The sequence below is a fragment of the Corynebacterium sp. UMB0012 genome, assembly GCF_030216265.1.
Classification (GTDB): domain Bacteria; phylum Actinomycetota; class Actinomycetes; order Mycobacteriales; family Mycobacteriaceae; genus Corynebacterium.
In genome coordinates, this window is the sequence record NZ_JASOKQ010000013.1 from 1 (window position 1) to 22697 (window position 22697).

23 protein-coding genes are annotated in these 22697 nt (G+C 62.5%); 14 read left to right on the forward strand and 9 right to left on the reverse strand.

Annotation, left to right across the window (positions count from 1 at the left end; all coding sequences use genetic code 11):
- The 5 genes from QP324_RS07460 to QP324_RS07480 all read left to right on the forward strand — a co-directional run.
- On the forward strand, positions 1 to 351 hold a 351-nt coding region (locus tag QP324_RS07460; RefSeq protein ID WP_284815365.1), incomplete at its 5' end, for a transposase.
- Between the two features lie 962 nt (positions 352 to 1313).
- Positions 1314 to 2648 (forward strand): DUF445 domain-containing protein, encoded by a 1335-nt coding sequence (locus tag QP324_RS07465; RefSeq protein WP_284815366.1) that lies wholly within the window; start codon positions 1314 to 1316, stop codon positions 2646 to 2648.
- Positions 2649 to 2667: 19 nt separating this feature from the next.
- A complete protein-coding gene (locus QP324_RS07470; protein ID WP_284815368.1) occupies positions 2668 to 3105 on the forward strand; it encodes a CGLAU_01105 family protein in 438 nt (145 codons plus the stop codon).
- A 5-nt stretch (positions 3106 to 3110) separates the two neighbouring features.
- On the forward strand, positions 3111 to 3401 hold the full coding sequence (locus QP324_RS07475) for a DUF2516 family protein (protein WP_284815370.1): 291 nt from the start codon (positions 3111 to 3113) through the stop codon (positions 3399 to 3401).
- A complete protein-coding gene (locus tag QP324_RS07480) occupies positions 3401 to 3910 on the forward strand; it encodes a deoxyribose-phosphate aldolase (protein ID WP_239278516.1) in 510 nt (169 codons plus the stop codon). The genes QP324_RS07475 and QP324_RS07480 overlap by 1 nt, the downstream gene beginning before the upstream one ends.
- On the opposite strand, the gene QP324_RS07485 is transcribed toward QP324_RS07480, so the two are convergent.
- The 3 genes from QP324_RS07485 to QP324_RS07495 form a co-directional block, all read right to left on the reverse strand.
- Positions 3907 to 4755, reverse strand: a complete 849-nt coding sequence (locus tag QP324_RS07485) for a DUF2993 domain-containing protein (RefSeq protein ID WP_284815373.1) — start codon at positions 4753 to 4755, stop codon at positions 3907 to 3909. The genes QP324_RS07480 and QP324_RS07485 overlap by 4 nt on opposite strands.
- Before the next feature lie 64 nt (positions 4756 to 4819).
- Entirely contained in the window at positions 4820 to 5632 is an 813-nt protein-coding gene (locus tag QP324_RS07490) for a class I SAM-dependent methyltransferase (protein WP_284815375.1), read from the reverse strand.
- A 20-nt stretch (positions 5633 to 5652) separates the two neighbouring features.
- On the reverse strand, positions 5653 to 6144 hold the full coding sequence (locus QP324_RS07495) for a DUF2505 domain-containing protein (protein ID WP_005327201.1): 492 nt from the start codon (positions 6142 to 6144) through the stop codon (positions 5653 to 5655).
- Between the two features lie 24 nt (positions 6145 to 6168).
- Between QP324_RS07495 and QP324_RS07500 the strand changes: the two genes are divergently transcribed.
- Positions 6169 to 7275, forward strand: a complete 1107-nt coding sequence (locus QP324_RS07500; RefSeq protein WP_239278521.1) for a UDP-N-acetylmuramate dehydrogenase — start codon at positions 6169 to 6171, stop codon at positions 7273 to 7275.
- 135 nt (positions 7276 to 7410) lie between these two features.
- Here QP324_RS07500 and QP324_RS07505 read toward each other — a convergent pair whose 3' ends face one another.
- On the reverse strand, positions 7411 to 7887 hold the full coding sequence (locus QP324_RS07505; protein ID WP_023020462.1) for an S-ribosylhomocysteine lyase: 477 nt from the start codon (positions 7885 to 7887) through the stop codon (positions 7411 to 7413).
- Between the two features lie 71 nt (positions 7888 to 7958).
- Between QP324_RS07505 and QP324_RS07510 the strand changes: the two genes are divergently transcribed.
- The gene (locus QP324_RS07510; protein ID WP_239278522.1) at positions 7959 to 9197 is read left to right on the forward strand and encodes a YihY/virulence factor BrkB family protein; all 1239 of its coding nucleotides are present in this window, start codon (positions 7959 to 7961) and stop codon (positions 9195 to 9197) included.
- Here QP324_RS07510 and QP324_RS07515 read toward each other — a convergent pair.
- The 4 genes from QP324_RS07515 to QP324_RS07530 form a co-directional block, all read right to left on the reverse strand.
- Positions 9194 to 10732, reverse strand: a complete 1539-nt coding sequence (locus tag QP324_RS07515) for an AMP-binding protein (RefSeq protein WP_239278523.1) — start codon at positions 10730 to 10732, stop codon at positions 9194 to 9196. The genes QP324_RS07510 and QP324_RS07515 overlap by 4 nt on opposite strands.
- Before the next feature lie 11 nt (positions 10733 to 10743).
- The gene (locus tag QP324_RS07520) at positions 10744 to 12453 is read right to left on the reverse strand and encodes a long-chain-fatty-acid--CoA ligase (RefSeq protein WP_284815376.1); all 1710 of its coding nucleotides are present in this window, start codon (positions 12451 to 12453) and stop codon (positions 10744 to 10746) included.
- Positions 12454 to 12525: 72 nt separating this feature from the next.
- Complete coding sequence (locus QP324_RS07525) at positions 12526 to 13011, reverse strand: methylated-DNA--[protein]-cysteine S-methyltransferase (protein WP_284815378.1); 486 nt, start codon at positions 13009 to 13011, stop codon at positions 12526 to 12528.
- 1 nt (position 13012) lies between these two features.
- Positions 13013 to 14728 carry a long-chain-fatty-acid--CoA ligase gene (locus tag QP324_RS07530; RefSeq protein WP_284815380.1) on the reverse strand — a complete coding sequence of 572 codons (1716 nt, stop codon included), beginning with the start codon at positions 14726 to 14728 and terminating at the stop codon, positions 13013 to 13015.
- 66 nt (positions 14729 to 14794) lie between these two features.
- Between QP324_RS07530 and mshA the strand changes: the two genes are divergently transcribed.
- The 4 genes from mshA (at position 14795) to QP324_RS07550 (ending at position 18876) form a co-directional block, all read left to right on the forward strand.
- The gene (mshA, locus tag QP324_RS07535) at positions 14795 to 16060 is read left to right on the forward strand and encodes a D-inositol-3-phosphate glycosyltransferase (protein ID WP_284815382.1); all 1266 of its coding nucleotides are present in this window, start codon (positions 14795 to 14797) and stop codon (positions 16058 to 16060) included.
- A gap of 39 nt (positions 16061 to 16099) precedes the next feature.
- Positions 16100 to 16846 carry a phosphoglyceromutase gene (locus tag QP324_RS07540; RefSeq protein WP_284766085.1) on the forward strand — a complete coding sequence of 249 codons (747 nt, stop codon included), beginning with the start codon at positions 16100 to 16102 and terminating at the stop codon, positions 16844 to 16846.
- 63 nt (positions 16847 to 16909) lie between these two features.
- The gene (locus QP324_RS07545) at positions 16910 to 18172 is read left to right on the forward strand and encodes a cell wall metabolism sensor histidine kinase WalK (protein ID WP_284815384.1); all 1263 of its coding nucleotides are present in this window, start codon (positions 16910 to 16912) and stop codon (positions 18170 to 18172) included.
- On the forward strand, positions 18169 to 18876 hold the full coding sequence (locus QP324_RS07550; RefSeq protein ID WP_284815386.1) for a response regulator transcription factor: 708 nt from the start codon (positions 18169 to 18171) through the stop codon (positions 18874 to 18876). Before QP324_RS07545 ends, QP324_RS07550 begins: the two co-directional genes overlap by 4 nt.
- Here QP324_RS07550 and QP324_RS07555 read toward each other — a convergent pair.
- The gene (locus QP324_RS07555) at positions 18873 to 19799 is read right to left on the reverse strand and encodes a hypothetical protein (protein WP_284815388.1); all 927 of its coding nucleotides are present in this window, start codon (positions 19797 to 19799) and stop codon (positions 18873 to 18875) included. The genes QP324_RS07550 and QP324_RS07555 overlap by 4 nt on opposite strands.
- A gap of 33 nt (positions 19800 to 19832) precedes the next feature.
- Here QP324_RS07555 and QP324_RS07560 point away from each other — a divergent pair, with 33 nt between their 5' ends.
- The 3 genes from QP324_RS07560 (at position 19833) to proC (ending at position 22625) form a co-directional block, all read left to right on the forward strand.
- A complete protein-coding gene (locus QP324_RS07560; protein ID WP_239278533.1) occupies positions 19833 to 20762 on the forward strand; it encodes a Ppx/GppA phosphatase family protein in 930 nt (309 codons plus the stop codon).
- Between the two features lie 9 nt (positions 20763 to 20771).
- On the forward strand, positions 20772 to 21761 hold the full coding sequence (locus tag QP324_RS07565) for a tripartite tricarboxylate transporter TctB family protein (protein ID WP_239278534.1): 990 nt from the start codon (positions 20772 to 20774) through the stop codon (positions 21759 to 21761).
- A gap of 72 nt (positions 21762 to 21833) precedes the next feature.
- Positions 21834 to 22625, forward strand: a complete 792-nt coding sequence (gene proC, locus QP324_RS07570; RefSeq protein WP_239278536.1) for a pyrroline-5-carboxylate reductase — start codon at positions 21834 to 21836, stop codon at positions 22623 to 22625.
- The last annotated feature ends 72 nt before the right edge of the window (positions 22626 to 22697 follow it).

Sequence of the window (22697 nt, forward strand, 5' to 3'; positions counted from 1 at the left end):
CAGTCGGTCAAAGTCTGGCGCGACGCCTGGGAGCGGTTCGTACCGTTTCTGCAGTTCCCACCGGCGGCACGCCGGGTACTCTACACCACCAACTCGATCGAATCGCTCAACGCCGAACTGCGTAAAGCTACCCGTAACCGGGGCCAATTCCCGAACGATACAGCCGCACTAAAGACGCTGTGGCTGATGATCTGCAACATCGAAGACAAGCGCGCTGCCCAGCGAGCGAAGAAAGCAAAGCGCAACATTGAGTGCAACGGCTATATTGAAGGAGCGAAAGCCACCGGATGGAAACAAGCCATCAACCAACTAGCCGTGGCTTACCCCAACCGATTCGCAGATTACTTGTAAACCAAGCCTCCGCACACAAAGAATCGGACACTCTCTCAGACCTTCGTGGAGCGACGTTAACGCGCGCTAATCTTACTAACGCATATCTAGTACCTGTTACCGCCAATCCAAGGCAATTCTCTGGATGTACAGGTTTCGATGCAAGGAATGCGATATTTTATAGCCCTTGATTGCGCCTACACGAATTCCGTTTGAACCCTTTTTTATAATGAGCATTGAAAACGTGTAAACAACGCAATGTGAGGGTAAATCAGCGCACTCGCCGAGCCCGCCATAAATCAGAACATATGCTAAAGCATATGTTCTGATTTATGGTTTTAGCTGCTGGTTTCCCTAGAGAAGATGAAAGCAAGGGGCAAATCGACATGATAATGCGTGTCTCTGGGTGAACCTGGGCGGATTTTTACTTTGCGTACTTCTGGGCATTAAAAGCCTCTGACGCTGCTTCCGGGAAAGTTGGAATTGGGGATGTGGTTATGACACTACGGTTGGGCTCTATCCAACAATCGCTTTCGAAGGGATAGCCTTCTGCTGCTCGGACACGTCACTGCGTTTCGTGATGCGCACGTACTCTTGATCAATAAATTCGCTGCGCCAGCAGAGTGTCAGCGCAGCGATGTGCAGAGACAGAGATGAGGGGGCCGAGGATTAGTCGTCCTTCAGGCCGCCGATAACCTTGTTGGCCTTATCCTTCATACCCTCGGCAGCATCGAAGAGCTTATCCTTAGCCTCGGAAGCGACCTGGTCAACCCCATTAAGACCGCCTGCTTAGATTAACGAAGTTAGTGTTTGTGCTAGTGGGTATTTATCTTCTCTAACAGAACAAAATCTGGTGCCCTTCAGTTCAGATTCTTTGGCGTTCATAAGCTTAATTGCTGAAGGCAGAGGTCGAGTGCTTTTAAGTACGCACTAGTCTTAATGGTCGAAGCCCGAATACACCTTCACAACCTCAAGGAGAACTCATGACGCACCGCGCGGAGGAAGGCCTCGAGATGGCTACGGCATCGGCATCGTCGGGTGCTGCTCCCGTGCCGCAGGCAGGAAATCAGGAGGCACGTCGTGCGGACCTGCGCCGGTGGAAGGCGATTGCGCTGTCATTCCTGATTGGTGCGGCGGTGATCTTTTTGGGGTGTTCGTGGTGGCAGGCGTCGGAAAGCGGGGCTCCGGTATGGGTGGGCTACGTGCGTGCCGCGGCGGAGGCCGGCATGGTGGGTGGCCTGGCGGACTGGTTTGCGGTGACCGCGCTATTTCGCCGGCCGTTGGGGCTGCCCATCCCGCACACGGCGTTGATTCCGAATAATAAGGACCGCGTGGGCGATGCCTTGAAGGACTTCGTGGAGGAGAACTTCCTGACCGCGGATGCGCTTAGCGCCAAGGTCCGGGAGGCGGAGCTGCCGCTATGGCTGGCGCGCCAGGGTGTGGAGCCCGGCAAGGCGGAGGAGGTCTCCGCGTGGATTGGCGAGCGTGCCGCCAGCGTGGTGGAGGATCTCGACCCAGCTGAGGCAGAGCAATTCATCCGCACCCAAGTCATGGACCGCCTGGCCGAGCCCGAGTGGGGCCCGCCGCTGGGTAGGTTGCTGGAGGGCTATATTGCTGACGGCAAGGCTCGTCCGCTGGAAGACGACCTCATTGAGTGGGCGCACGGCAAGATTCTGAGCATGGAGCCCACCGTGGTCACCGCCATCGACGAACGCATGCCAGGATGGGCGCCGCGCTTTGCCCGCGAGATGGTGGGGGAGAAGGTCTATACCGAGCTCGTGGAATTCGCCGATGAGGTGCGCCGCAATGGCAACCACGAGGCCCGTCTGGCCATTCGCCGCAACCTGTCCAAGCTGGCCTCGGATCTGCAGTGGGACGAGGACATGCGCGGGCGCATCGAGGGCATCAAGCAAGAGATGCTCGCCTCCGATCAAGCCCAGCAGGCACCGGCGGCCATGTGGCGCACGGTGTCCACCACGCTCATTGACCAGCTCAATGACCCAGAGTCTTTCCTGCGCCAGAAGATTACGGCGAAGGTGAAGGAGCTGGCGCACCGTCTGCTCGAGGACTCCGAATTCCTGGCCCAAGCCAATGCCCTCGTGGATAAGGCCGCGCGCTACGCGGTGGAGAAATTCGCGCCGGAAATTATCGCGATTATCCCGGAGACCATCAAGCGCTGGGATGCGGAGGAAGCCTCCCACAATATCGAGCTCATGGTGGGCAAAGACCTGCAATTTATTCGTTTGAACGGCACTATCGTCGGTTCCCTGGCAGGATTGGTGATATTCGCGATCAACCACCTGATCTTTGGTGCTTAAACAAAAGGAGTGATGAGCAATGAGCGATAATAAGAAGATTTTCGATTCCCTGAAAGATGCCGGCAGCGCTGCTTTTGAGGTAGCCAAGGACTTCGGCGGCCGCCTGCAAGAAGAGCGTGCCCAGCACGCTCAAGGCGCGCAGGCACACAGCCCCTACGGCGCCACCGGCAAGGACGGCCTGGTGGACAAGGCCACCGCCACCGCGAAGGAATTTGGTGCTTCCTTGAAGAAGGCCGCGGACGGCACCCGCGAGTCCGCGTCTTTCGCTGACGCCAAGGGAAAGTTCTCCACCGCCTATAACGAGACCCGCGAGGGCGTCATGGACGCCTATAATTCCGCCCAGGCCCGCCGCGCGGAGAAGAAGAATGCGCCGCGCCCCGGCCAGAATTCGGCTCCTTCGCAGGGCGATAATATTATCGATGGTGAAGTAATCGATACCGACGACCCGAAGAATTAATCTGCATGGATATCCTTCTAAATCTCGCACTCCGCTTTGATGCCATCATCTTCCAAATCCTCACCCTGACCGCCATCGTCGGTGCGGTGCTCGCCGCTATCACGCGCGAGGACGCCTTCCGCGCCGGCGACCGTCAGGGCAAGTGGGTGTGGGTTGGCCTGCTGGCGGGCTCGGCGGTAGCGATGGCCACTGGCATGCTTTTCTTGTCGTGGATCGGCACGGTCATTACCGGCGTGTACTGGTTTGATGTGCGCCCGCAGCTCAAGGCCATCATCAACGGCGATTACAGCTACTAATGCTTAACCTGCTTGCTGCCTCGGCCGCGACGGTCAAGGACCGCGCCGCCGATAACACCGTCGTGGTCTCTCCGCACCATGTTTCCCTCGCCGCGGGGGCCGGCGCGGCCGATATCATCTCCGTCGCCGGCTATCCCACCGGCCGCCACCACACGCTTATCAAGGCCTCTGAGGCGCGCTTGGCCATCCAATCCGGCGCCAGTGAGGTGTGGGTCAGCCTCGATGAGACCGTGACGGATGCCAATGCCGTGCTCTCCGAGCTCATCGCCATCCGCGAGGCCTGCCCGGATCCGGCCCGCTTGGGCCTCATCGTCCCAGACGCCCCGCTTGCCGACGCCACCCTCAACGCCGCCCACCAAGCCGGCTACCAGCGCCTCATTGTGCGCAGCTCCGCGGCCGCAGCCGCGGACCGCGCGGAATCCGGTGTCGGTGAAGAAGGCATGAAAAAAGGACCGGCGTTGGCCGCTGCCACTCTTCCGGTCCTCGAATTTCCCGCAGCTTTGGTTTAGGCGGCTTCCTTCTGCGCGTCCTGCTGCGGCGCGCCATTGTTGGCCCCACCATTGCCGGTGGTGCCCTCGCCGCCGGCCAGCTTATCCATGTCGTTCATCGGAACATCAGTGCCGGTGATGGTGAGCTTGAGTTCGCCATCGAGCACCTCCACGGAATCGACGTTCATGTCCGAGCCCACGAACTGATCCGACATGCCGTTTTGCAGCGCGGAGGAGATGGCTTCGGTGGCCTGATCCGGCAGCTCAAGTCCGAAGATGGAGGCTTCGGTGGCGCGAATATCGAGCTTTCCGTCGTGGGCGGTAGGCTCTAGCGAGAGGTTGGCCAGGCCGCCGGCGAACTTCACGTCCAGTACGTGGTCTTGCTCATTGGCGGTGATCTCCGTAACCACCATATTGCCTATTTTCTCGCTGCCTGCCTGCTCGGAAATGCCCTTCTGGAAGGATGCCAGCAGGTAGTCATCCGGCACGGTGGTAGAAGCGCGTAGCTTGCCGGCCACCGGATTCTCCTGGTCGGTGCTCATATCTTCCACGTGGATCTCGGAGGCAGGCTGGCCCTTGATCTCGGTGCCGTCGATTTGCAGGGTGGACGGCGTGGTCATATCCATTTGGGAAATGGAACCCTTGAACAGCCCTACGAGCAGTGGGCTGCCGCCAAAGCTGACGGAGGGATCTTCTTTGACCTGGATTCCCTCTTGCTCCGCGGCCTCGTTGAATTGCGAGGTCATCTGGTGACCGATGAACCAGCGCAGGCCGAACTCGGCCAAGAGGATGAGCACGAGGAGTGCTACGAGGATGCCAATGATGATTTTCCAGGCGAGTGAACCCGCCGATTTCTTCGAAGCCATGCGTACCAGTGTGGCGCATGAGACGGCGCGGGGCAAAGTCTGCGGTGAAGTTAGCAGGACATTTTTAACCTTGCGGCGCCACCGATTCCCAGTCCACGGTGAGCACATTATCGCGCAGGCGCCGGCGGACGGGGTGGATGTCAAAGGGGGCGTCGGCAAGCAAGGCCCTTGCCATGCGCCAGCGCACGCGCGGACCGTAGGGCGCCCACCCCGCTGCGTGGTCCCAGGCCTCGTCGGCGGCCTTGAGGAGTTCGTGGATGGGCTCGCCGGGCACATTGCGGTGGATGAGGATTTTGGGCAGGCGCTCGGCAATATCGGAAGGACGCGCCACGTCAAACGGGTCCCACGCCAGGGTGAGCGTCCGCGGACCATGGGCATCGAGCAGCAACCAGGCCGCGCGCCGGCCGAGCTCATCGCAGGTGCCCTCCACAAAGAAACCGCCTGGGGCGAGGCGGGAACATACCGTCTGCCAGGCCTCTTCCACCTGGTCCACGTCATACTGGCGCAGCACATTAAACGCGCGCACTAGCTGAGGCCGGTACCCGGCCAGCTCAAAACCGCCCAGCTCGAAGCGCACGCCATCGCGCGGCGGCAGCACCCGGTCCGGGTGGATTTCCAGCCCGCGCACGTCTACCTGCGGATTCGCCCGGCGCAGCCACCCCGCCCACTCCACGGTGGTCGCATGCGAGGCCCCGTAGCCCACGTCGAGCGCCAGCGGGGTATCTACATGCCGCAGCAGCGCGGAAATCTCCGGGTGCGCGAGCATCCACCTATCGCAGCGCCGCAGCCGGTTGTGGTTGGTGGTGCCGCGGGTGATAACGCCAAAAGGCCGACCCGCAGCTGCGCTAGCGCGCAGATTATGTGCGTGGTCGGCCATAAATTTCGGTTCTGTAGAACTTAGGCGTTCTCAGAGATCCACTGCTCGGTCAGCTTGCCCTCGTTATCGAAGAGCTCGGCCAGGGACTCGCCCACCTTCGGCTCGATGGCGGCGCCCATCATCGGGATATTGACGGAGATCTCGTTGACGTAGGACAGCTTGGTCATTTCGCCCTCGCCGGCCAGGGAGATATCGCCCTTGAAATCAACCGGGGTGCCCTTGACATCCGCGGTGTAGTTAACGTCAGCAGCCTCACCGTTGAGCTCGCCCACGGTAACCACGCGCTTGACCTTCAGGTCCTGGGAGACCATGGCGCGCACTGCCTCTGGCAGCAGGGTGGTCGGCAGAACCTCGAAGAGGGTGGCTACGTTATCGCTGAAGTCGTGCACCTGGCCCGCCTCAGGGGAGAGGTTGGCCACGATGTACTCCCAGTATTCCTTGGTGAGCAGCGCCTTGTGGACCTTTTCGATGGGCTGATTGATGGTTACGGTGTTTTCACTACGGGTTGACATGCCTAACAGACTACCTTGGTAGGCGTGCTTGATAAATCTTTGACGCAAAAGCTCACAGCGATCGACGGCGTAGAACTGGACCCCGCCGCCACCTTTGCGGACCTGACTACGCTGCGTGTAGGCGGAAAACCGCAGGCCGCACTGCGCTGCTCGCAGCCAGAGGCTGCCGTCGCCGTGGTGCGTGCCCTTGATCACGCCGAAGTGAAATTCATCGTCGTTGGCGGCGGCTCCAACCTCTTGGTGGCCGATGGCGCAGTGGATCTCGTCGCGGTCATCCTTGACTTTGATGAGGTCTCCATGGACACCGAAACCGGCGTGGTGCGCGCACAGGCGGGTGCCGTCTGGGATGACGTGGTAGCCCGCTCCGTGCAGCTCGGCCTGGGCGGCATAGAGTGCCTCTCCGGCATTCCCGGCACCGTGGGCGCGGTCCCCGTGCAGAATGTGGGTGCCTATGGCGCGGAAATTTCTGAGGTCCTTACCCGCGTGCGCCTCTATAACCGCCGCACCGATACCGATGAATGGGTTCCCGCCTCCGACCTGGAGCTGGCGTATCGCTATTCCAACCTGAAATTCACCGGCCGCGCCGTGGTGTTGGAGGTGGAGCTCCAGCTCGATACCGAGGGCCTTTCCCGCCCGCTGCGCTTTGGCCAGCTCACCCAGAATCCGGGCGAGCGCCGCCCCGTGGCCGAGGTCCGCGAGCAGGTCCTCAAGCTGCGCCGTGGCAAGGGTATGGTGCTCGACCCCACCGACCATGACACCTGGTCCGCCGGCTCTTTCTTTACCAACCCGGTGGTGGACTCCGCTCTTGCCGACGCCGTCCAGGCCAAGGTCCGTGCCTCGCTTGGCGACGCCACCGCAGACTCCATGCCCCGCCACCCCTCTGCCGAGACAGGCCGGGAAAAGCTTTCCGCCGCCTGGCTCATTGACCGCGCCGGCTTTGCCAAGGGCTACCCGGGCTCCGGCCGGGCCACGCTCTCGACGAAGCACACGCTGGCGCTGACCAACCGCGGCGAGGCCACAGCCGCCGATATCGTGGACCTTGCCCGCACCATCCGTGACGGCGTCCATGAGACCTTCGGCGTAGAGCTCGTGCCCGAACCCGTGTGGATCGGCCTCGCCCTCGACGAGTAGCGCGCGACTGCGCTTTCACTCCGGGCTCTAGGGCATAAAACCTACAAAGCAGCCACGATAGCGCCCTTAACCACACGGTTTTCGGGTCTATCGTGGCTGCTTTTCAGTTCGGCACCTACCGTGCCGGCGACTGGCTTAGGCGGCCATGACCTGGAGCCACTCATCCTTAGCGCCCAAGAATGCGCGGGCTGCCTCCTGCGCGCCCTCCAAACTGTGGTGCGCACCCCAACCGCACTGCTCTTCATTGGCGGCCGGTACCTCGGTAGCGTTAAGAATATCGTTGAGCGCGCCTTCCACCGCGCGCAGCAGCTCGTCCTGCTCCATGCCGTTGGTGATGGCGTAGAAGCCGGTGCGGCAGCCCATCGGGGCGAAGCCGATGAGCTTATCGGTGTAGTTGCGCATGAAGTTTGCCATCATGTGCTCCACCGAGTGCAGCGCCTTGGTATCCAGGTGGTCCTGGTTAGGCTGGCAGAAACGCAGGTCATACTTGATGATTTCGACGCCGCCGCCCAAATCCGTGCGGTCGGCCACGCGGATATATGGCGCGCTGACTAGGCGGTGGTCGAGTTCGAAGGACTTCACGTTGAGCTTTTTATCATTCTGTTCAGTCATGTCTCTCCAGTGTAATCACAGCTGAGTGTCACTTCCTGAAAAAGATTCTTTACCGCATACGCTGGGATAATATGAGCACACTGGACGATTCCGCCGAGGTTCCTGGCGCCGCACGCACCCCTGGCAATTCGTCTTCCGGCGAACCGCCGAGCGCTGCGGCTACTCCGGTGGGCAAATCCGTCTATGAGGGCGCGGATAAAATCGTGCCGAGCACTGCGCCCACCGTGGTCAAGATTGAAGGCCACACCGAAAATGTAGATCCGTTGGCCCGCGGCAACCGCCTGCGCAAGGAAAGCTGGGGGCTGGTGCTCCGCCGCGTGTGGGCGGACTTCTTCCACGATGCCTTGATGGATCGCGCCGCCACGATGACGTACTTCACGCTTATGGCCTTTGCCCCTACGGTGCTCGCGGCCTATTCGATAGCCACGCTCATTTTCTCCTCGCGGCGTGCTGAGGTGCACGAATTAACCTCGCAGTTTATTGCAGATTATGTGCCAGGCTCCATGACGGAGCAGGCCGAAAAACTGGTTGGCTCCATTATCGGTTCCACGGCACAAGGCACCTTCGCGCTGGTGGTATCCGTGCTGATTTCGCTCTTTGCCGCCTCGGCCTATGTGCGCGCCTTCTCGCGCACGGCCAATACCGTCTATGGGCGAGTGGAAGGCCGCGGAATCATCCGCACCTGGGCATTGATGTGGGGGCTTACCATCGTCCTCGTCATCGGTGCGGTCATCGTGCTCTTTGCTAACCTGCTGCGCGATACCATCGTGAGCGGCGTTATCAATCCGCTGGCGGGCAAGCTGGAGATGCAGGGCACCGCGGACTTTTTGGGTGGGATCTTCATGCCAGTGTGGAATTGGCTGCGCTTCCCGCTCACCGTGGTGATCGTGCTGAGCTTGATCGCTATCTTGTATCACTTTTCCCCGAACGTGCGGCCGGCGCGCTTTCGGTGGATAACCCTAGGCTCCGTCGTAGCGCTGAGCACCAATGTTGCGGTGTGGGGAGCATTTGCGCTGTATACCCAGCGCTTTGCCGGAGCCAGCGTCTATGGCGCCTTCAGCCTCATCATGGCCGTATTCATGGCCGTGTGGCTATCTAATACGATGCTCATTCTGGGCATCAAGCTCGATGCGGAGATCCTGCGCGCCAAGGAACTGCAATTGGGCCTGCACGCCGCGCGGCATATTCAGGCTCCGCCGCGTTCCGACGCCGCCGCTAAAGCCCAAGCCCGCGCCCAGCACGACCTTGAGGAACGATCCGAGCGCATCTACGAACAGGCGGTGCGCCGGGAAGCGCGTGAACAAGGCTAGCCCTGGTTGAGCAGGGCGAGGAGATCGCGCTGGACATCGCGGCGGCGCAGCTTGCCCAGCTGGTCGGCGGCGAGCGTCTCCATGGCAAAGAAGCGCTGCGGGACTTTATAGCGCGCCACCAACCCGCGGCAATGGTCGCGCAAGGCGGATTCGTCGAGCTGCGCGCCGGGGGCAAGCACCACGCAGGCGGCGACGTGCTCCGAACCATCAGAGCGAGGAAGGCCCACGACCGCGGCTTGGGCAATATCAGGATGGGAGGTTAAAGCCTCCTCGACCTCGCCGGGGTAGACATTGAAGCCACCGGTGATGATGATTTCCTTGATGCGGCCCACCAACCGGATATGGCCGTCGGGCTCGCGCACGCCCATGTCCCCGGTGCGGAACCAGCCGTCATGGAAGGCAGCGGCGGTGGCGGGGGCGTCGGCAAGGTAGCCGCTAAAGACTTGCGGGCCGCGGGCGAGGATCTCGCCGGCCTCGCCATCCGGCTGGGTGCGGCTGAGGTCGTGAGGATAGCCGATGCGCAGCTGCGTATCCGGCAGCGGCAGGCCGATGGTGCCGGCGCGCCGGGTGCCATCGAGGGGATTGATGGTCAGCACGGGAGAGGTCTCCGTAAGCCCATAGCCTTCCACCAGTATGCCGCCGGTGCGCGCCTCCCATGGCTCGATGATGCGCGAGGGGAGGGAAGCTGCGCCCGAGATGGAGTAGCGTACCCCGCCGAGATCCGTGGGCGCGTCAGAGGCGGCGGTGCCTGCGGCCAAGGGAGCGGCCGCCATGGCGCGCTCGTAGATGGTGGGCACGCCCGGCATCCAGGTGGGGCGGCGGGCGGCAAGCGCCTTGGTCACCGCGTCGGTGTGTGGGGCAGGCAGCAGGATGATCTCGGCCGCGCAGCGCACCGCGAGGAGCACGCTCATCGTCAGGCCATAGGAATGGAACATGGGCAGCGCGGCCAGAAAGCGCTCGTGGCCAGCGCGCAGCGGGGCCTGGGTTTCCAGCTGCAGGCAGTTGGCCGCGAGGTTGCCGTGGGTTAAGACCACGCCCTTGGGGCGGGCGGTGGTGCCGGAGGTGTAGAGGATAAGGGCGGCGTCGGTAAGCGCGGCAGGGTGCGGTTCCACCGGGGCGCCGGTGAGGGGAAGCGGCTTGGTGAGGGAAACGGTAATGGTGGTCTCTACCTGCGCGGACACGGTGGGGGCGATGTCCTCCCAGGCAATCGCCACGCGGGCGCCATGGTGGGCGAGCAGCGGGGTGAGCTCGTGCGCGGTATAGCGCGGATTGTGCTCCACCACCACTGCGCCCAGGCGCAGGATGGCGAAGAATGCCACCACGTGTTGCGGGCAATTGGGCAGCAGGAGCGCCACGCGGTCGCCGGGGCGCACGCCCATCTCGCGTAGGGCACCGGCCGCGGCCGCCACCTGGGCGTTGAGCTCGCTATAGGTGAGCGTGTGGCCAGCGAAGTAGGTGGCGGGGCGCTGGGGAAACCTCGCGACGGCGGCCGCGAGGAAATCCGTCAAGGTAGCGCCATAATGAATATCTGCCATAGCCGCTAAGTTTAGGCCTTTGCCTCCAGCAGCTCGAGTAGGTCCTTGCGCACCTGGTGGCGGCGGATTTTGCCCAGGTGGTCGCGCGCCAGATCTTCGAAGTGGTAGAAGGTGCGCGGCACCTTATAGCGGGTCAGGCGCTCGCGGCAGAATTCCTTCAAGCCTTCTGGATCGAGCACGGCGCCATCGCGCAGGGTAACGCAGCCGACGACATCCTCGGAGCCATCCTGGCGCGGGCGGCCCACGGCGGCGACATCCACGACGTCGGGATGCTGGGCAATCGCCTCTTCCACCTCGGCGGGGTAGACGTTGAAGCCGCCGGTGATGATGATTTCCTTGATGCGGCTGACCAGCTTGATATAGCCATCCGGTTCCATGAGTGCCATATCACCGGTGCGGAACCAGCCATTGTGGAAGGTCTTTTCGGTAGCGGCGGCATTGCCAGAGTAACCCTGGAAAATCTGCGGGCCGCGCGCGAGCATCTCGCCCGGTTGGCCATCGGGCTGGGTCTCATCCAGGTTCTCAGGGTTGGCGATGCGCACCTCCGTATCCGGGAAGGGCACGCCCACATAGCCGGGGCGGTGCTTGCCGTTCATGGGATTGGCCGTAAGCACTGGGGAGGTCTCCGTCATGCCGAAGCCCTCCACCAGCCGGCCGCCGGTCATGGTCTCCCAGCGCTCCACAATTTCTACGGGCAGCGTGGCGGCGCCGGAGAAAGCATTGCGGATGCCGCTTAAGTCGACGTCCTTTTCTTCCGCCGCGTCCATGATCTTCTGATACAGCGTCGGCACGCCCGGCAGCCAAGTAGGCGTGCGCTTCTTTACGATGTCCATAATCAACGGCATCTGCGGGGAGGGGACCAGGATGAGCTCGGCGCCAAGGTAGATGCTGAAGATGCACAGCGTGGTCATGCCATAGGCGTGGAAGATGGGCAGTGCTGCGAGGAAGCGCTCTTGTTGCTTGCCCATCTGTGGCACCCAGGCCTTGCCCTGAATGGCATTGGCAATGAGGTTGCCGTGTGAGAGCAGGGCGCCCTTGGGCTTTCCGGTGGTGCCGGAGGTATAGAGGATGAGCGCGATATCGTCCTGGGAGATCTCAGGGATATCGAGGTCCGAGCCATCGCCGCCAATGGCCGCGCCGATGAGGGTGGACCATTCCACGGTATTGGGTGCGGGGCTGGTGAGCTGCTCGCGCTTGGCGGCCAACGGCGGGATGGGCAGGCGCAGTGCGAGGCGCTTGAGTGGTGGCATGGCATCGACCATATTGACGGAGACGATGGTCTCCAGCGGGGTGGTCGAGCGTAGCTTTTCCAGTGTGGAGGCGGTTTTATCCCAGGAGATGACCACGCGCGCGCCGTGGTCATTGAGCAGCCCTTCCAGCTCCGGGGCGGTATAGAGCGGGTTGTGCTCGACCACGGTGGCGCCAAGCAATTGCACCGCGTAGAAGGCCGCGACGTGCTGGGGGCAGTTAGGCAGGACGATGGCCACCTTGTCGCCGGGGCGAATGCCAAAAGCCTTGAGTCCGGCCGCAGCGGCGCGCACTTGGGTATCGAGTTCCGCGTAGGTCTGTGTCTTTCCGAAGAAGTAGGTGGCGGATTTATTGGCATTGACCCGCAGGTTATTGCGGTAGTAGTCGACGATGGTTTTATCGCCGTAGTCCAGCGTGTGTGGGGTCCAATCGCTGTAGTGCTCGAGCCAGGCTCGGGAGGTGGAAGCGGACACGCGGAAAACCTTTCGTTTGGCTACAAAAACTATTTCTGAGGGGATAGCATATCCCAAACATGAGGAATCCCTCTAGTTTTCTTCCAGTGTCAGCAAAAAACGTTTGGCTTCCAGACCGCCCGCATAGCCGCCGAGCCCGCCATCGCTGCGCAGCACACGGTGGCATGGCCGCACGATGAGCAGGGGATTGGCGCCGCACGCACTGCCCACGGCCCGCGTCGCGCCGGGCCGGCCCAGCAGCTTGGCGACGTCGCGGTAGGTGACCGTCTCCCCATAGCCAATCTCGGCCAGTTGCGCATGCACCGCGGCGCGAAAGTCGGTCGTCGCAGGCGGGTCGAGGGGCAGCTCGAAGGCACGGCGCCGGCCGGCGAAATACTCCGCGAGCTGCACCTGGGCGGCATCGAGCACGTCCGCGCTGCGCTTATCGACGCCCCCTTCATCCGTACCACTCACCGCTTCCTGCGGGGTGCTAGTTCCGGAGAATTCGACGCGGGAAAGCCCCCGCGGGCTCGCCTGCAAGCGCAGGGGTCCGAGGGGGCTATCCATAAGGCGGAACATGTTAGTTCTGTTCGGCCTCGAGGCGGCGGATGAGGTCTGCCTGGACCTCGCGGCGGCGGATCTTGCCCATCTGGTCCTTGGCCAGCTCCTCAAAGTGGTAGAAGGTGCGCGGGACCTTGTAGCGGGTCAGGCGCTCGCGGCAGTAGTCCTTGAGTCCCTCCGGGTCCAGGGCGGCGCCATCGGCGAGGTCGAGGCAGGCCACGACGTCCTCGGAGCCGTCTTCGCGCGGGCGGCCGACCACGGCGACGTCATCAATGCTCGGGTGCTCGCGCAGGATTTCTTCCACCTCGCCGGGGTAGACGTTGAAGCCGCCGGTAATGATGATCTCCTTGATGCGGCTGACCAGGCGGATGAAGCCGTCTTCTTCCATGACGCCCATATCGCCGGTGCGGAACCACTCGCCGTGGAAAGCGGCCTCGGTGGCCTCTTCATTGTTGAGGTAGCCCTTGAAGATCTGCGGACCGCGGGCCAGCACCTCGCCTTCGACGCCGTCCGGCTGGGTCTCGTCCAGGTTATCCGGGTTGGCAATGCGCACCTGGGTATCCGGGAACGGAATGCCCACGTAGCCTGGGCGGCGGTCGGTGCTCATGGGGTTGCCCACAATAATCGGCGAGCACTCCGTGAGGCCATAGCCCTCTACCAAGAGGCCGCCGGTGTAGTTCTCCCACTTGTTAACCGTGTCCGAAGGCAGGGTAGATGCGCCGGAGAATGCTGCGCGCACACCCTTGATGGGGATTTCCTGATCCTCGGCGGCCTTCACGATGCGCTCATAGAGCGTCGGCACGCCCGGAACCCAGGTCGGGGTGTGCTTCTTCATCAACTGCATGATGAGCGACATATCTGGCTTGGGCAGGATGACTAGCTCGCCGCCGATGAACTGCGCCAAGGTGACGTTCATGGTCAGGCCATAAGCGTGGAAGAAGGGGAGGGCGGCGAGCATGCGCTCCGGCTTATCGCCCAGGCCAGGAACCCACGCCTTGCCCTGCATCAGGTTAGAAAACAGGTTGCCGTGTGAGAGCATGGCGCCCTTGGGGTTTCCGGTGGTGCCGGAGGTGTACATGATGAGCGCGATGGTGTCCTTATCCACGTCCTCCGGCGTGGTGATATCGCTACCATCGCCGCCGATGGCGTTGCCCACCAAGGTCTCCCACGGCACGGTATTTGGCGCCGGGGACGAGAGCTGCTCGCGCTTGGACTTCAGCGGCGGGATGGGCAGGCGCAGGGCGGCGCGCTGCAGGGTGGGCATGGCGTTGATCATGTTGATGGACACGACCGTTTCCAGATTGGTGGTCGCGCGCAGCTTCTCCAAGGTCGGGGCTGCCTTATCCCAGGCAATGGCGATGCGCGCGCCGTGGTCCTGGAAGAGCCCCTCCAGCTCGTGGGCGGTGTAGAGCGGGTTGTGCAGCACCACCTGGGCGCCCAGCTTCAAGATGGCGTAGAACGCCGCGATGTACTGCGGCGAGTTTGGTGCCACGATGGCGACGCGGTCACCGGGGCGCACACCGAAGGCCTTCAAGCCAGCGGCGGCAGCGCGAACCTGCCGGTCCAGCTCCGCATACGTTTGGGTGCGCCCGAAGAAGTAGGTGGCCGGCTTATCGCCGTTGACCTCAAGATTATTGTCGTAAATGTCCAGCAGCGTGGTCTCGCCATACTCGAGGTGGTGCGGTGTCCATTCCGGGTAGTACTGGAGCCAAGCCTGTGATTCGTATGCGGACAAAACTTTACCTTTCGGTGGCGTAGGTTTCTGGCAGGGGCCAGTATAGCGCCGGTAGAATTGAGCGCCATGCGCATCGCCATGATCTCTATGCATACCTCGCCGATTGAACAGCCCGGCTCGGGGGATGCCGGCGGCATGAACGTCTACGTCCTCAATAGTGCGCGCCAACTGGCTCGCCGGGGAATAGAGGTGGACGTCTACACTCGCGCCACCCGGCCTAGCCAGGGCGAAATCATTGAGGTTGAACCCCACCTGCGCGTCATTAATATCGTCGCCGGGCCGTACGAGGGCCTAGATAAAGAGGATCTGCCGACCCAGTTGGCCGCTTTCGCGGGCGGCATGGTGCAATTTGCCAAATGGCAGGGCAAAAAATATGACCTTATTCACTCGCACTACTGGCTCTCCGGACAGGTGGGCTGGCTGCTACGGGATCTCTGGGGCATACCGCTCATCCACACGGCCCATACCCTTGCCGCGGTGAAGAACGCCTCCCGGACCGCGGATGACACCTTGGAGTCCGAGGCTCGCCGCATCTGCGAGCAGCAGCTGGTAGATAATGCGGACCTGCTCGTGGTCAATACCGAGCAAGAAGCCCGCGACTTAGCCGAGCACTACGACGCCGAGTGCGACATCATTCGCGTGGTCTCGCCCGGCGCCGACGTCGAGCTATTTACCCCAGGCACGGACCGCAATACCGAGCGCTCCCGCCGCGAGCTGGGCATTCCACTGCACACCAAGGTGGTGGCCTTTGTGGGGCGCCTGCAAAAATTCAAGGGCCCAGAGGTCCTCATTCGTGCCACGGCCGAGCTCTTCCGCCGCGAACCGACCCGCAACCTGCGCGTGGTCATTTGTGGCGGACCATCGGGGGCTAATACGGCGCCGGAGGCCTATAGGGAATTGGCTCGTGAGTTGGGCGTCGATAAGCGCGTGCGTTTTTTGGGCGCCCGCCCGCCAGAGGAGCTGGTGGGGGTCTACCGCGCGGCCGATATTGTGGCGGTGCCTAGCTATAACGAGTCCTTCGGCCTGGTGTCGCTGGAGGCCCAGGCCTCGGGCACGCCGGTGGTAGCCGCGGCCGTTGGCGGGCTGCCCATCGCCGTGGCCGAAGGGGAGACCGGCCTGCTGGTGCACTCGCACGACCCGTCCGACTGGGCCGATGCTCTAGCCCGCCTGCTTGACGACGACCCCATGCGCATCGCCATGGGCGAAGCCGCCGTCGCCCACGCTGCGCGTTTTAGCTGGGCCAGCTCCGCCGCCGCGCTCGCTGAAATTTATGACGAGGCCAGCCGCATCGAGGTCCCGGATTGCCATCAACGGCGGGCGATTGGGGATTAAACCCTGACGCCGGTAATAATTTCGTGGCATGCTGGAGGCATGACTAACGGAAAGCTGATTCTTCTTCGCCATGGCCAATCCAAGTGGAACGAGTCCAACCAGTTCACTGGCTGGGTCGATGTAGATCTGACCGAAAAGGGCGAGGCGGAAGCCAAGCGCGGCGGTGAGCTGCTCGCGCAGGAAGGCGTTCTGCCCGATGTCCTCTATACCTCTCTTCTACGCCGTGCTATCCGCACCGCAAACATCGCACTCAACGCCGCCGACCGCCACTGGATTCCAGTGGTGCGCGACTGGCGCCTCAACGAGCGCCACTACGGCGCCCTCCAAGGGCTGAACAAGGCCGAGACCAAGGAAGAATACGGTGAGGAAAAGTTCATGGCATGGCGCCGCTCCTATGACACGCGCCCGCCGGAGCTGGCCGATGACTCCGAGTACTCCCAGGTCGATGACCCGCGCTACGCGGACCTGGATAAGGTCCCGCAGACCGAGTGCTTGAAGGACGTCGTCGCCCGCTTCGTTCCGTACTTCGAGGAGGAAATCCTCCCACGCGCCAAGAAGGGCGAGACCGTGCTCATCGCCGCACACGGCAACTCCCTGCGCGCATTGGTCAAGCACCTGGACAATATCTCCGATGATGATATTGCCGGCCTGAATATTCCGACCGGCATCCCGCTGGTGTATGAGATCACCGAGGATGGCTCCGTAGTAAACCCAGGTGGCACCTACCTGGATCCGGAAGCCGCCGCTGCCGGTGCCGCCGCCGTTGCTGCGCAGGGCGGTAAGTAAGAAACTGCGCCACAGTCCCCGGGGAGTATTCCCTGGGGACTTTGTGGTGGATAGGGTAGACACGTGGAATTGATTCTTTCCTTTGCCGCCGGCGTGGTGGCCTGCGGGTTGGCGCTGCCGGTGATTTCTTGGCTGCGCGGGCGCATTGCGCGCTACCGCCAAGCCACCGATGCCGAGGCCAACCAGGTCACGACGGTCAGCCAGGTGCTGCACTTGGCCGTGCAGGGCTCGCCGACGGCCCTGGCGGTGCTGGATCGCAGTCAAGAAATCGTCATGTCCAATCCGGCAGCCCACGAGATGTCCCTGGTGCATGATCGCGCCGTGAACCCGGACGTGTGGCAGACCGCGCAGGAGGTCTTCGAGGACAAGGAGACCCGCACCGTCGACTTGGCCATTCCCAAGCGCCGCACGGGCCACCGCGTCACCCAGTTCAAGGCGGTCATTAAGCCGCTCACGCTTAATGACGGCCGCTTTGTCATCATCTACGGCACCGATGAGAGCGAAAACGTCCGCATGGAATCCGCCCGCCGCGACTTCGTGGCAAACGTCTCCCACGAACTCAAGACCCCCGTCGGCGGCATTGCCTTGCTGGCCGAGGCCCTGCTCCAAGATCCCGGTGACCAGGAAACCGTGGAGTACTTTGGCAACAAGGTCTACAAGGAAGCCAACCGCATGGCCGATATGGTCAGCGAGCTTATTTCCTTGTCCAAGCTGCAAGGCGCCGAGGCGCTGCCGGAGATGGAACCGTTGGCCGTCGATGACCTCATCGAGGAAGCGCTCTCGCGCAACCAACTGGCTGCGGAGGCCCGTTCCATCGAGCTCAACCGGGGCGCCTCCGTCGGCGTGCAGGTTAAAGGAGATAGGTCCCTGCTGGTTACCGCACTATCTAACCTCATCTCCAACGCGATTAACTATTCGCCGGAGAAGATGCCGGTATCGGTCTCCCAGAAAGTGGTGGACGGCGGGGTTGTGCTCATCCGCGTCACGGACCGCGGCATCGGTATCGCACCGGATGATCAAAAGCGCGTCTTCGAGCGCTTCTTCCGCGTAGACCAAGCCCGGTCGCGGCAGACCGGAGGCACTGGCCTAGGATTAGCAATTGTTAAACACGTGGTGGCCAACCATGGCGGCAACATCAAACTGTGGTCCCGGCCCGGTACGGGTTCTACATTCACCATTGAGTTGCCTATCTACAGGGAAGAAAAGCCAGCGCAGGATGCTGGCATGAAGGATAATGAGAATCAGGATGCCGTCACTGCGGCGGCGCCTGGGCTCCCGCGTGCAGTAGCACGCGTTGCAGCACGTCGAAAGGATAAAGCACAATGACCACCATCCTCATCGTTGAAGATGAAGAGTCGCTGGCAGATCCGCTGGCATTCCTCCTCCGCAAGGAGGGCTTCGAGCCGATCATCGCGCACGACGGCCCCACCGCGCTGGAAAAGTTTGCCGCTAACGACATCGATATCGTCCTTCTAGACCTCATGCTGCCCGGCATGTCTGGCACCGAGGTATGCAAGCAGCTGCGCACTACCTCTTCCGTGCCGGTCATCATGGTGACCGCGCGCGATTCCGAGATCGACAAGGTCGTCGGCCTCGAGCTCGGTGCCGATGACTACGTGACCAAGCCTTATTCCTCCCGCGAGCTCATCGCGCGTATCCGCGCGGTGCTGCGCCGCGGCCACGATTCCGGCGCCGGAGCCGATACCGAGGCAGAGGAAGAAGTAGCCGATCAGATCCTCGAGGGCGGCCGCGTCAAGATGGACGTGGAACGCCACACCGTTACCGTTGCGGACGAGCCGGTATCCATGCCGCTCAAGGAATTCGACCTCTTGGAGTACCTGCTGCGCAACGCCGGCCGCGTACTAACCCGCGGCCAGCTTATTGATCGCATCTGGGGCGCCGATTATGTTGGCGACACCAAGACGCTCGATGTCCATGTCAAGCGCCTGCGCTCCAAAATCGAGGAGCAGCCCTCCCGTCCGAAGCACCTGGTTACGGTGCGCGGTCTGGGCTATAAATTCGAGCTCTAGCTCTCCGCCCGCTGGTTTTCTGCCTGTAGGCTCCCGGCCTTCACGCTGGCCGGATGCTGTGTGAGCTGGACGCCGTGCTCGGACGCCGCGGCGCGTGCCTTGCAGTGCGCGGCCAGAATCTCATAGGACTCTCGGCCCATGAGCGCTACCAGCTCGTCTTCGTGCGATTGCCACATCGGCAGCGGGTTGGCGTGGCAGGCCGCATCAGCCGAGCAATACCAATCAAAGTCTTCGCCGCCATTACCCCAACCGCGGCGGTCATACTCGCCGATCTGGGTGCGCAAAATCTCCTGACCATCTGGGCGCTCTTCATAATCCTCGTATCGGCGCAGCGGCAACTGCCAGCACACCTCGGGTTTTACCACCGTGAGTTCCTCCCCGGCATCGACAGCCCACTGGTGCAGTGCGCAGCCCGTACCCGTTGTCCAGCCGGCGCGGTTGGCAAAAATGCACGCACCATCCACAATAGGGGTCTTCAGCGCTGGTTCCGGTTCGCCGTCCTCGCCGTCGAGCTCGTCCCATTCCAGCCATGGCTCCAACTCGTCCGTAGCGTCCTGCGCGAGGAACTCATCTACCCCCGCTGGGCGCAGCTGCCAATACTTGGCGGGCATGCGCGAGACGGCGTCGTAAAGCTGGTCGCGGTCTTCCTCATCGGTCATATAGGCGCCATGCACGCAGCAGCCCACCTCGGGCTGGCTCTTATCGATGCCCCGGCATGCCGACGTTCCAAATTGGCAGCTGTAGTGCGATTCCACCCATGTCAGGTCGATGGAAAAGACGTGGTGTGGGTCGTTCGGGTTGGTAAATTCAAACCACTCCCGCGGGAAATCGGGGGCCTCTTCGCGGCCCGCTCTTATCGACGCCGCCGCGGGCGAGCTCGCGGGAAAACCTAGGTATACCGTGTCAGATTTTGGGCGATTCACACCTAACCACGGTAGACCTACTACGCTATTAGTGTGCGATTAGGTGTATTAGACGTCGGAAGCAATACCGTCCACCTCGTTGCGGTCGATGCCGCGACGGGCGGGCGGCCCACTCCGATGAGCGATTGGAAGACCCCGCTCCGGCTGGTAGAACAGCTGGACAAGAAGGGCAACATCCATGAAAAGGGTGTAAAGAAGCTGGTCAGCGCCGTGGCAGAGGCGAGCGAGCTGGGCGAAAAGTTGGGCTGCGCTGAATTTATCGCCTTTGCTACCTCGGCGGTGCGCTCCGCGCATAATTCGGAGGCCGTGCTCGATGAGGTGGAAAAGCAGACCGGCGTACGCCTGCAGATTCTCTCTGGCGTGGAAGAAGCCCAGCTGACCTTCCTCTCCGCACGCCGCTGGTACGGCTGGTCCGCCGGGCGTATCACCAACCTAGACATCGGCGGCGGCTCGCTAGAGCTGTCCACCGGTACCGACGAGCACCCCGACCTCGCCTTCTCCCTCGACTTGGGCGCTGGCCGCTTGACCCATAACTGGTTCGACACCGACCCACCGGAGAAAAAGAAGGTAAGTGCGCTGCGCGATTATATCGATGCGGAGCTCGAAGACGTTGCCCAGCAGATGAAGGCCATGGGCCCCGCTGGCCTCGCCGTGGGTACCTCCAAAACCTTCCGCACGCTGGCGCGCCTGACGGGGTCCGCCCCGTCGTCTGCCGGCCCATACGTCAAGCGCACGTTGACTGCACCGGGTCTGCGCCAGTTGATTTCCTTCATCTCTCGCATGACTGCGGCAGACAGAGCGGACCTAGAAGGTGTAAGTTCTAACCGATCGCACCAAATCGTTGCCGGCGCTCTAGTGGCCGAGGCATCCATGCGAGCCTTGGACATTGAGAAGCTGGAAATCTGCCCGTGGGCGCTGCGTGAGGGCGTCATTTTGCGCCGGACCGACAAGGGATTGGAATAGGAAGAGATCATGGCTGACAAGAAGAAGTTGACCGTGGCAGAGCTGCTGGCTCGCGATAAAAAGGCCCGCGGCGAAAAGGGCGGCAAGGACGACAAGCGTTCGCGCCGCCACCGCCGCAGCCTCGATGAAGGCGGCATTTCCGTTGCCGAGCTAACCGGCAACCTCAAGAAGGTCGAGGCTTCGCCTGCCGAGGCCAAGCACACCTCCGTCTCCATCGACGAGGACGCTCCCGTCATCCGGGCCCCCAAGGCCGCCGACGCGACCGATGCCGACTCCGCAAAGAAGTCCACCGACAAGCCTGCAGCCAAGGCTGCCGCAAAGCCTGCTGCGTCCGCCCCGTCGGCTGCACAGTCCACCGCAAAGAAGCCTGCCGCTGCCGGCGCGGTACAGGAGGCGGCGAAGAAGAAGCAGCCTTCTGCGGATGACACCGCGGTAATCCAGCGCGTGGATAAGGCGAAGGCGGACGACGCCAAGCCTGCCGCGGCGAAGGCCGCAGCAGAGAAGCCGACCGTAGACAAGTCCGGCGCGGACAAGGCCACCGCAGCGAAGCCCGTTGCCGAAAAGCCGAAGGCCGACAAGGGTGCAAAGGCGGCCGGAGCGGGAGCTGCGGCAGCTGGCGCTGGAGCGGCCGCTGCGGCGGCGGTGCCGGCGTCGAAGAAGGCGGGCGTCGCTAAGAGTGCAGAGGAAACCGGCAACCTTCCCAAGGTCGAGGACGACGAAGAGTGGATCGAGGAAGAGCACGAGAAGCTCAACCCAGTGTCCATCCTGCTGATGATTGTCGCGGGCATTCTGCTGGCGATTGTCATCTTCAAGGGCTTTGAGATTCTGTGGGATAGCTTCCCGCGCCTGGTCGTCGCCATCCTCGCGTTGTGCGTCACCGCAATTATGGTGGGCGTGACGCACGCCCTGCGCACCGCGCGCGATGGATTCTCCATGTTCCTGGCCGGCTTTACCGGCCTTATCCTGACCTTCGGCCCGCTGCTGTTGGTGATGCTCTAAGCCCCCGCTTGTCGACGCCCCGGTTACCCCACGTGGTAGCCGGGGTTCCGCATTTTTGGCATGGTGGAGACTATGACAAAGATTGCAATTTTAGGCGGCGGACAAATCGGTGAGGCTTTGACCTCGGGACTCGTAGCATCGGGCTTTGCAGGCTCTGATATCACGGTCACCAACCGCACCGAATCCCGCAGCAAGGAACTTCAGGATACCTATGGCGTCACCACCACCAGCGATAATGCAGCGGCGGTGGACGGCGCGGACTATATCTTCGCGTGCGTGAAGCCCTACGCCATCCTGGACCTGCTCGAAGGCCTTGAGCCGGCCAAGGATGCCGTGGTTGTGTCTATGGCCGCGGGCCTGACGCTAGAGCAGCTGCAGGGTGCGGCGGGCGAAGGCGTGCCGGTGGTGCGCGTTATGCCCAATACCCCCATGTTGGTGCGCCGCGGCATGTGCACCTGCGCGGCCGGTGAGCACGTGAGCGAGGCCCAGATGGATGGCGTGCGTGAGCTGCTGGAAGCCGTCGGCGAGGTAGCGGTCATCCCGGAGAAGAATATCGACGCCGCCACCGCACTGGCAGGTTCCTCCCCGGCCTACTTCTTCCTTGTAGCAGAAGCGCTTGTCGACGCCGGCGTACAGCTCGGCCTTCCCCGCGACGTCGCCGAGAAGCTTGCCGCCCAGGCCGCAGCCGGCTCTGGTGAGATGCTGGCTAGCTCCGGCCGCTCGGCCACCCAGCTGCGCGCTGGCGTAACCTCGCCGGGCGGCACCACCGCCGCCGCCGTCCGCGAGCTGGAGGAGTCCGGCTTGCGCGGCGCGTTCTACCGCGCGGCAGAGGCCTGCTCCGATAAGGCCAAGGAGCTCGGCTAGCGCCGCCGTGTGCGACCTCCCCGTGGTGGGGGTGTACCCACCCGGGAGTGTTGGGGCGGGTGTTAAGCAGCG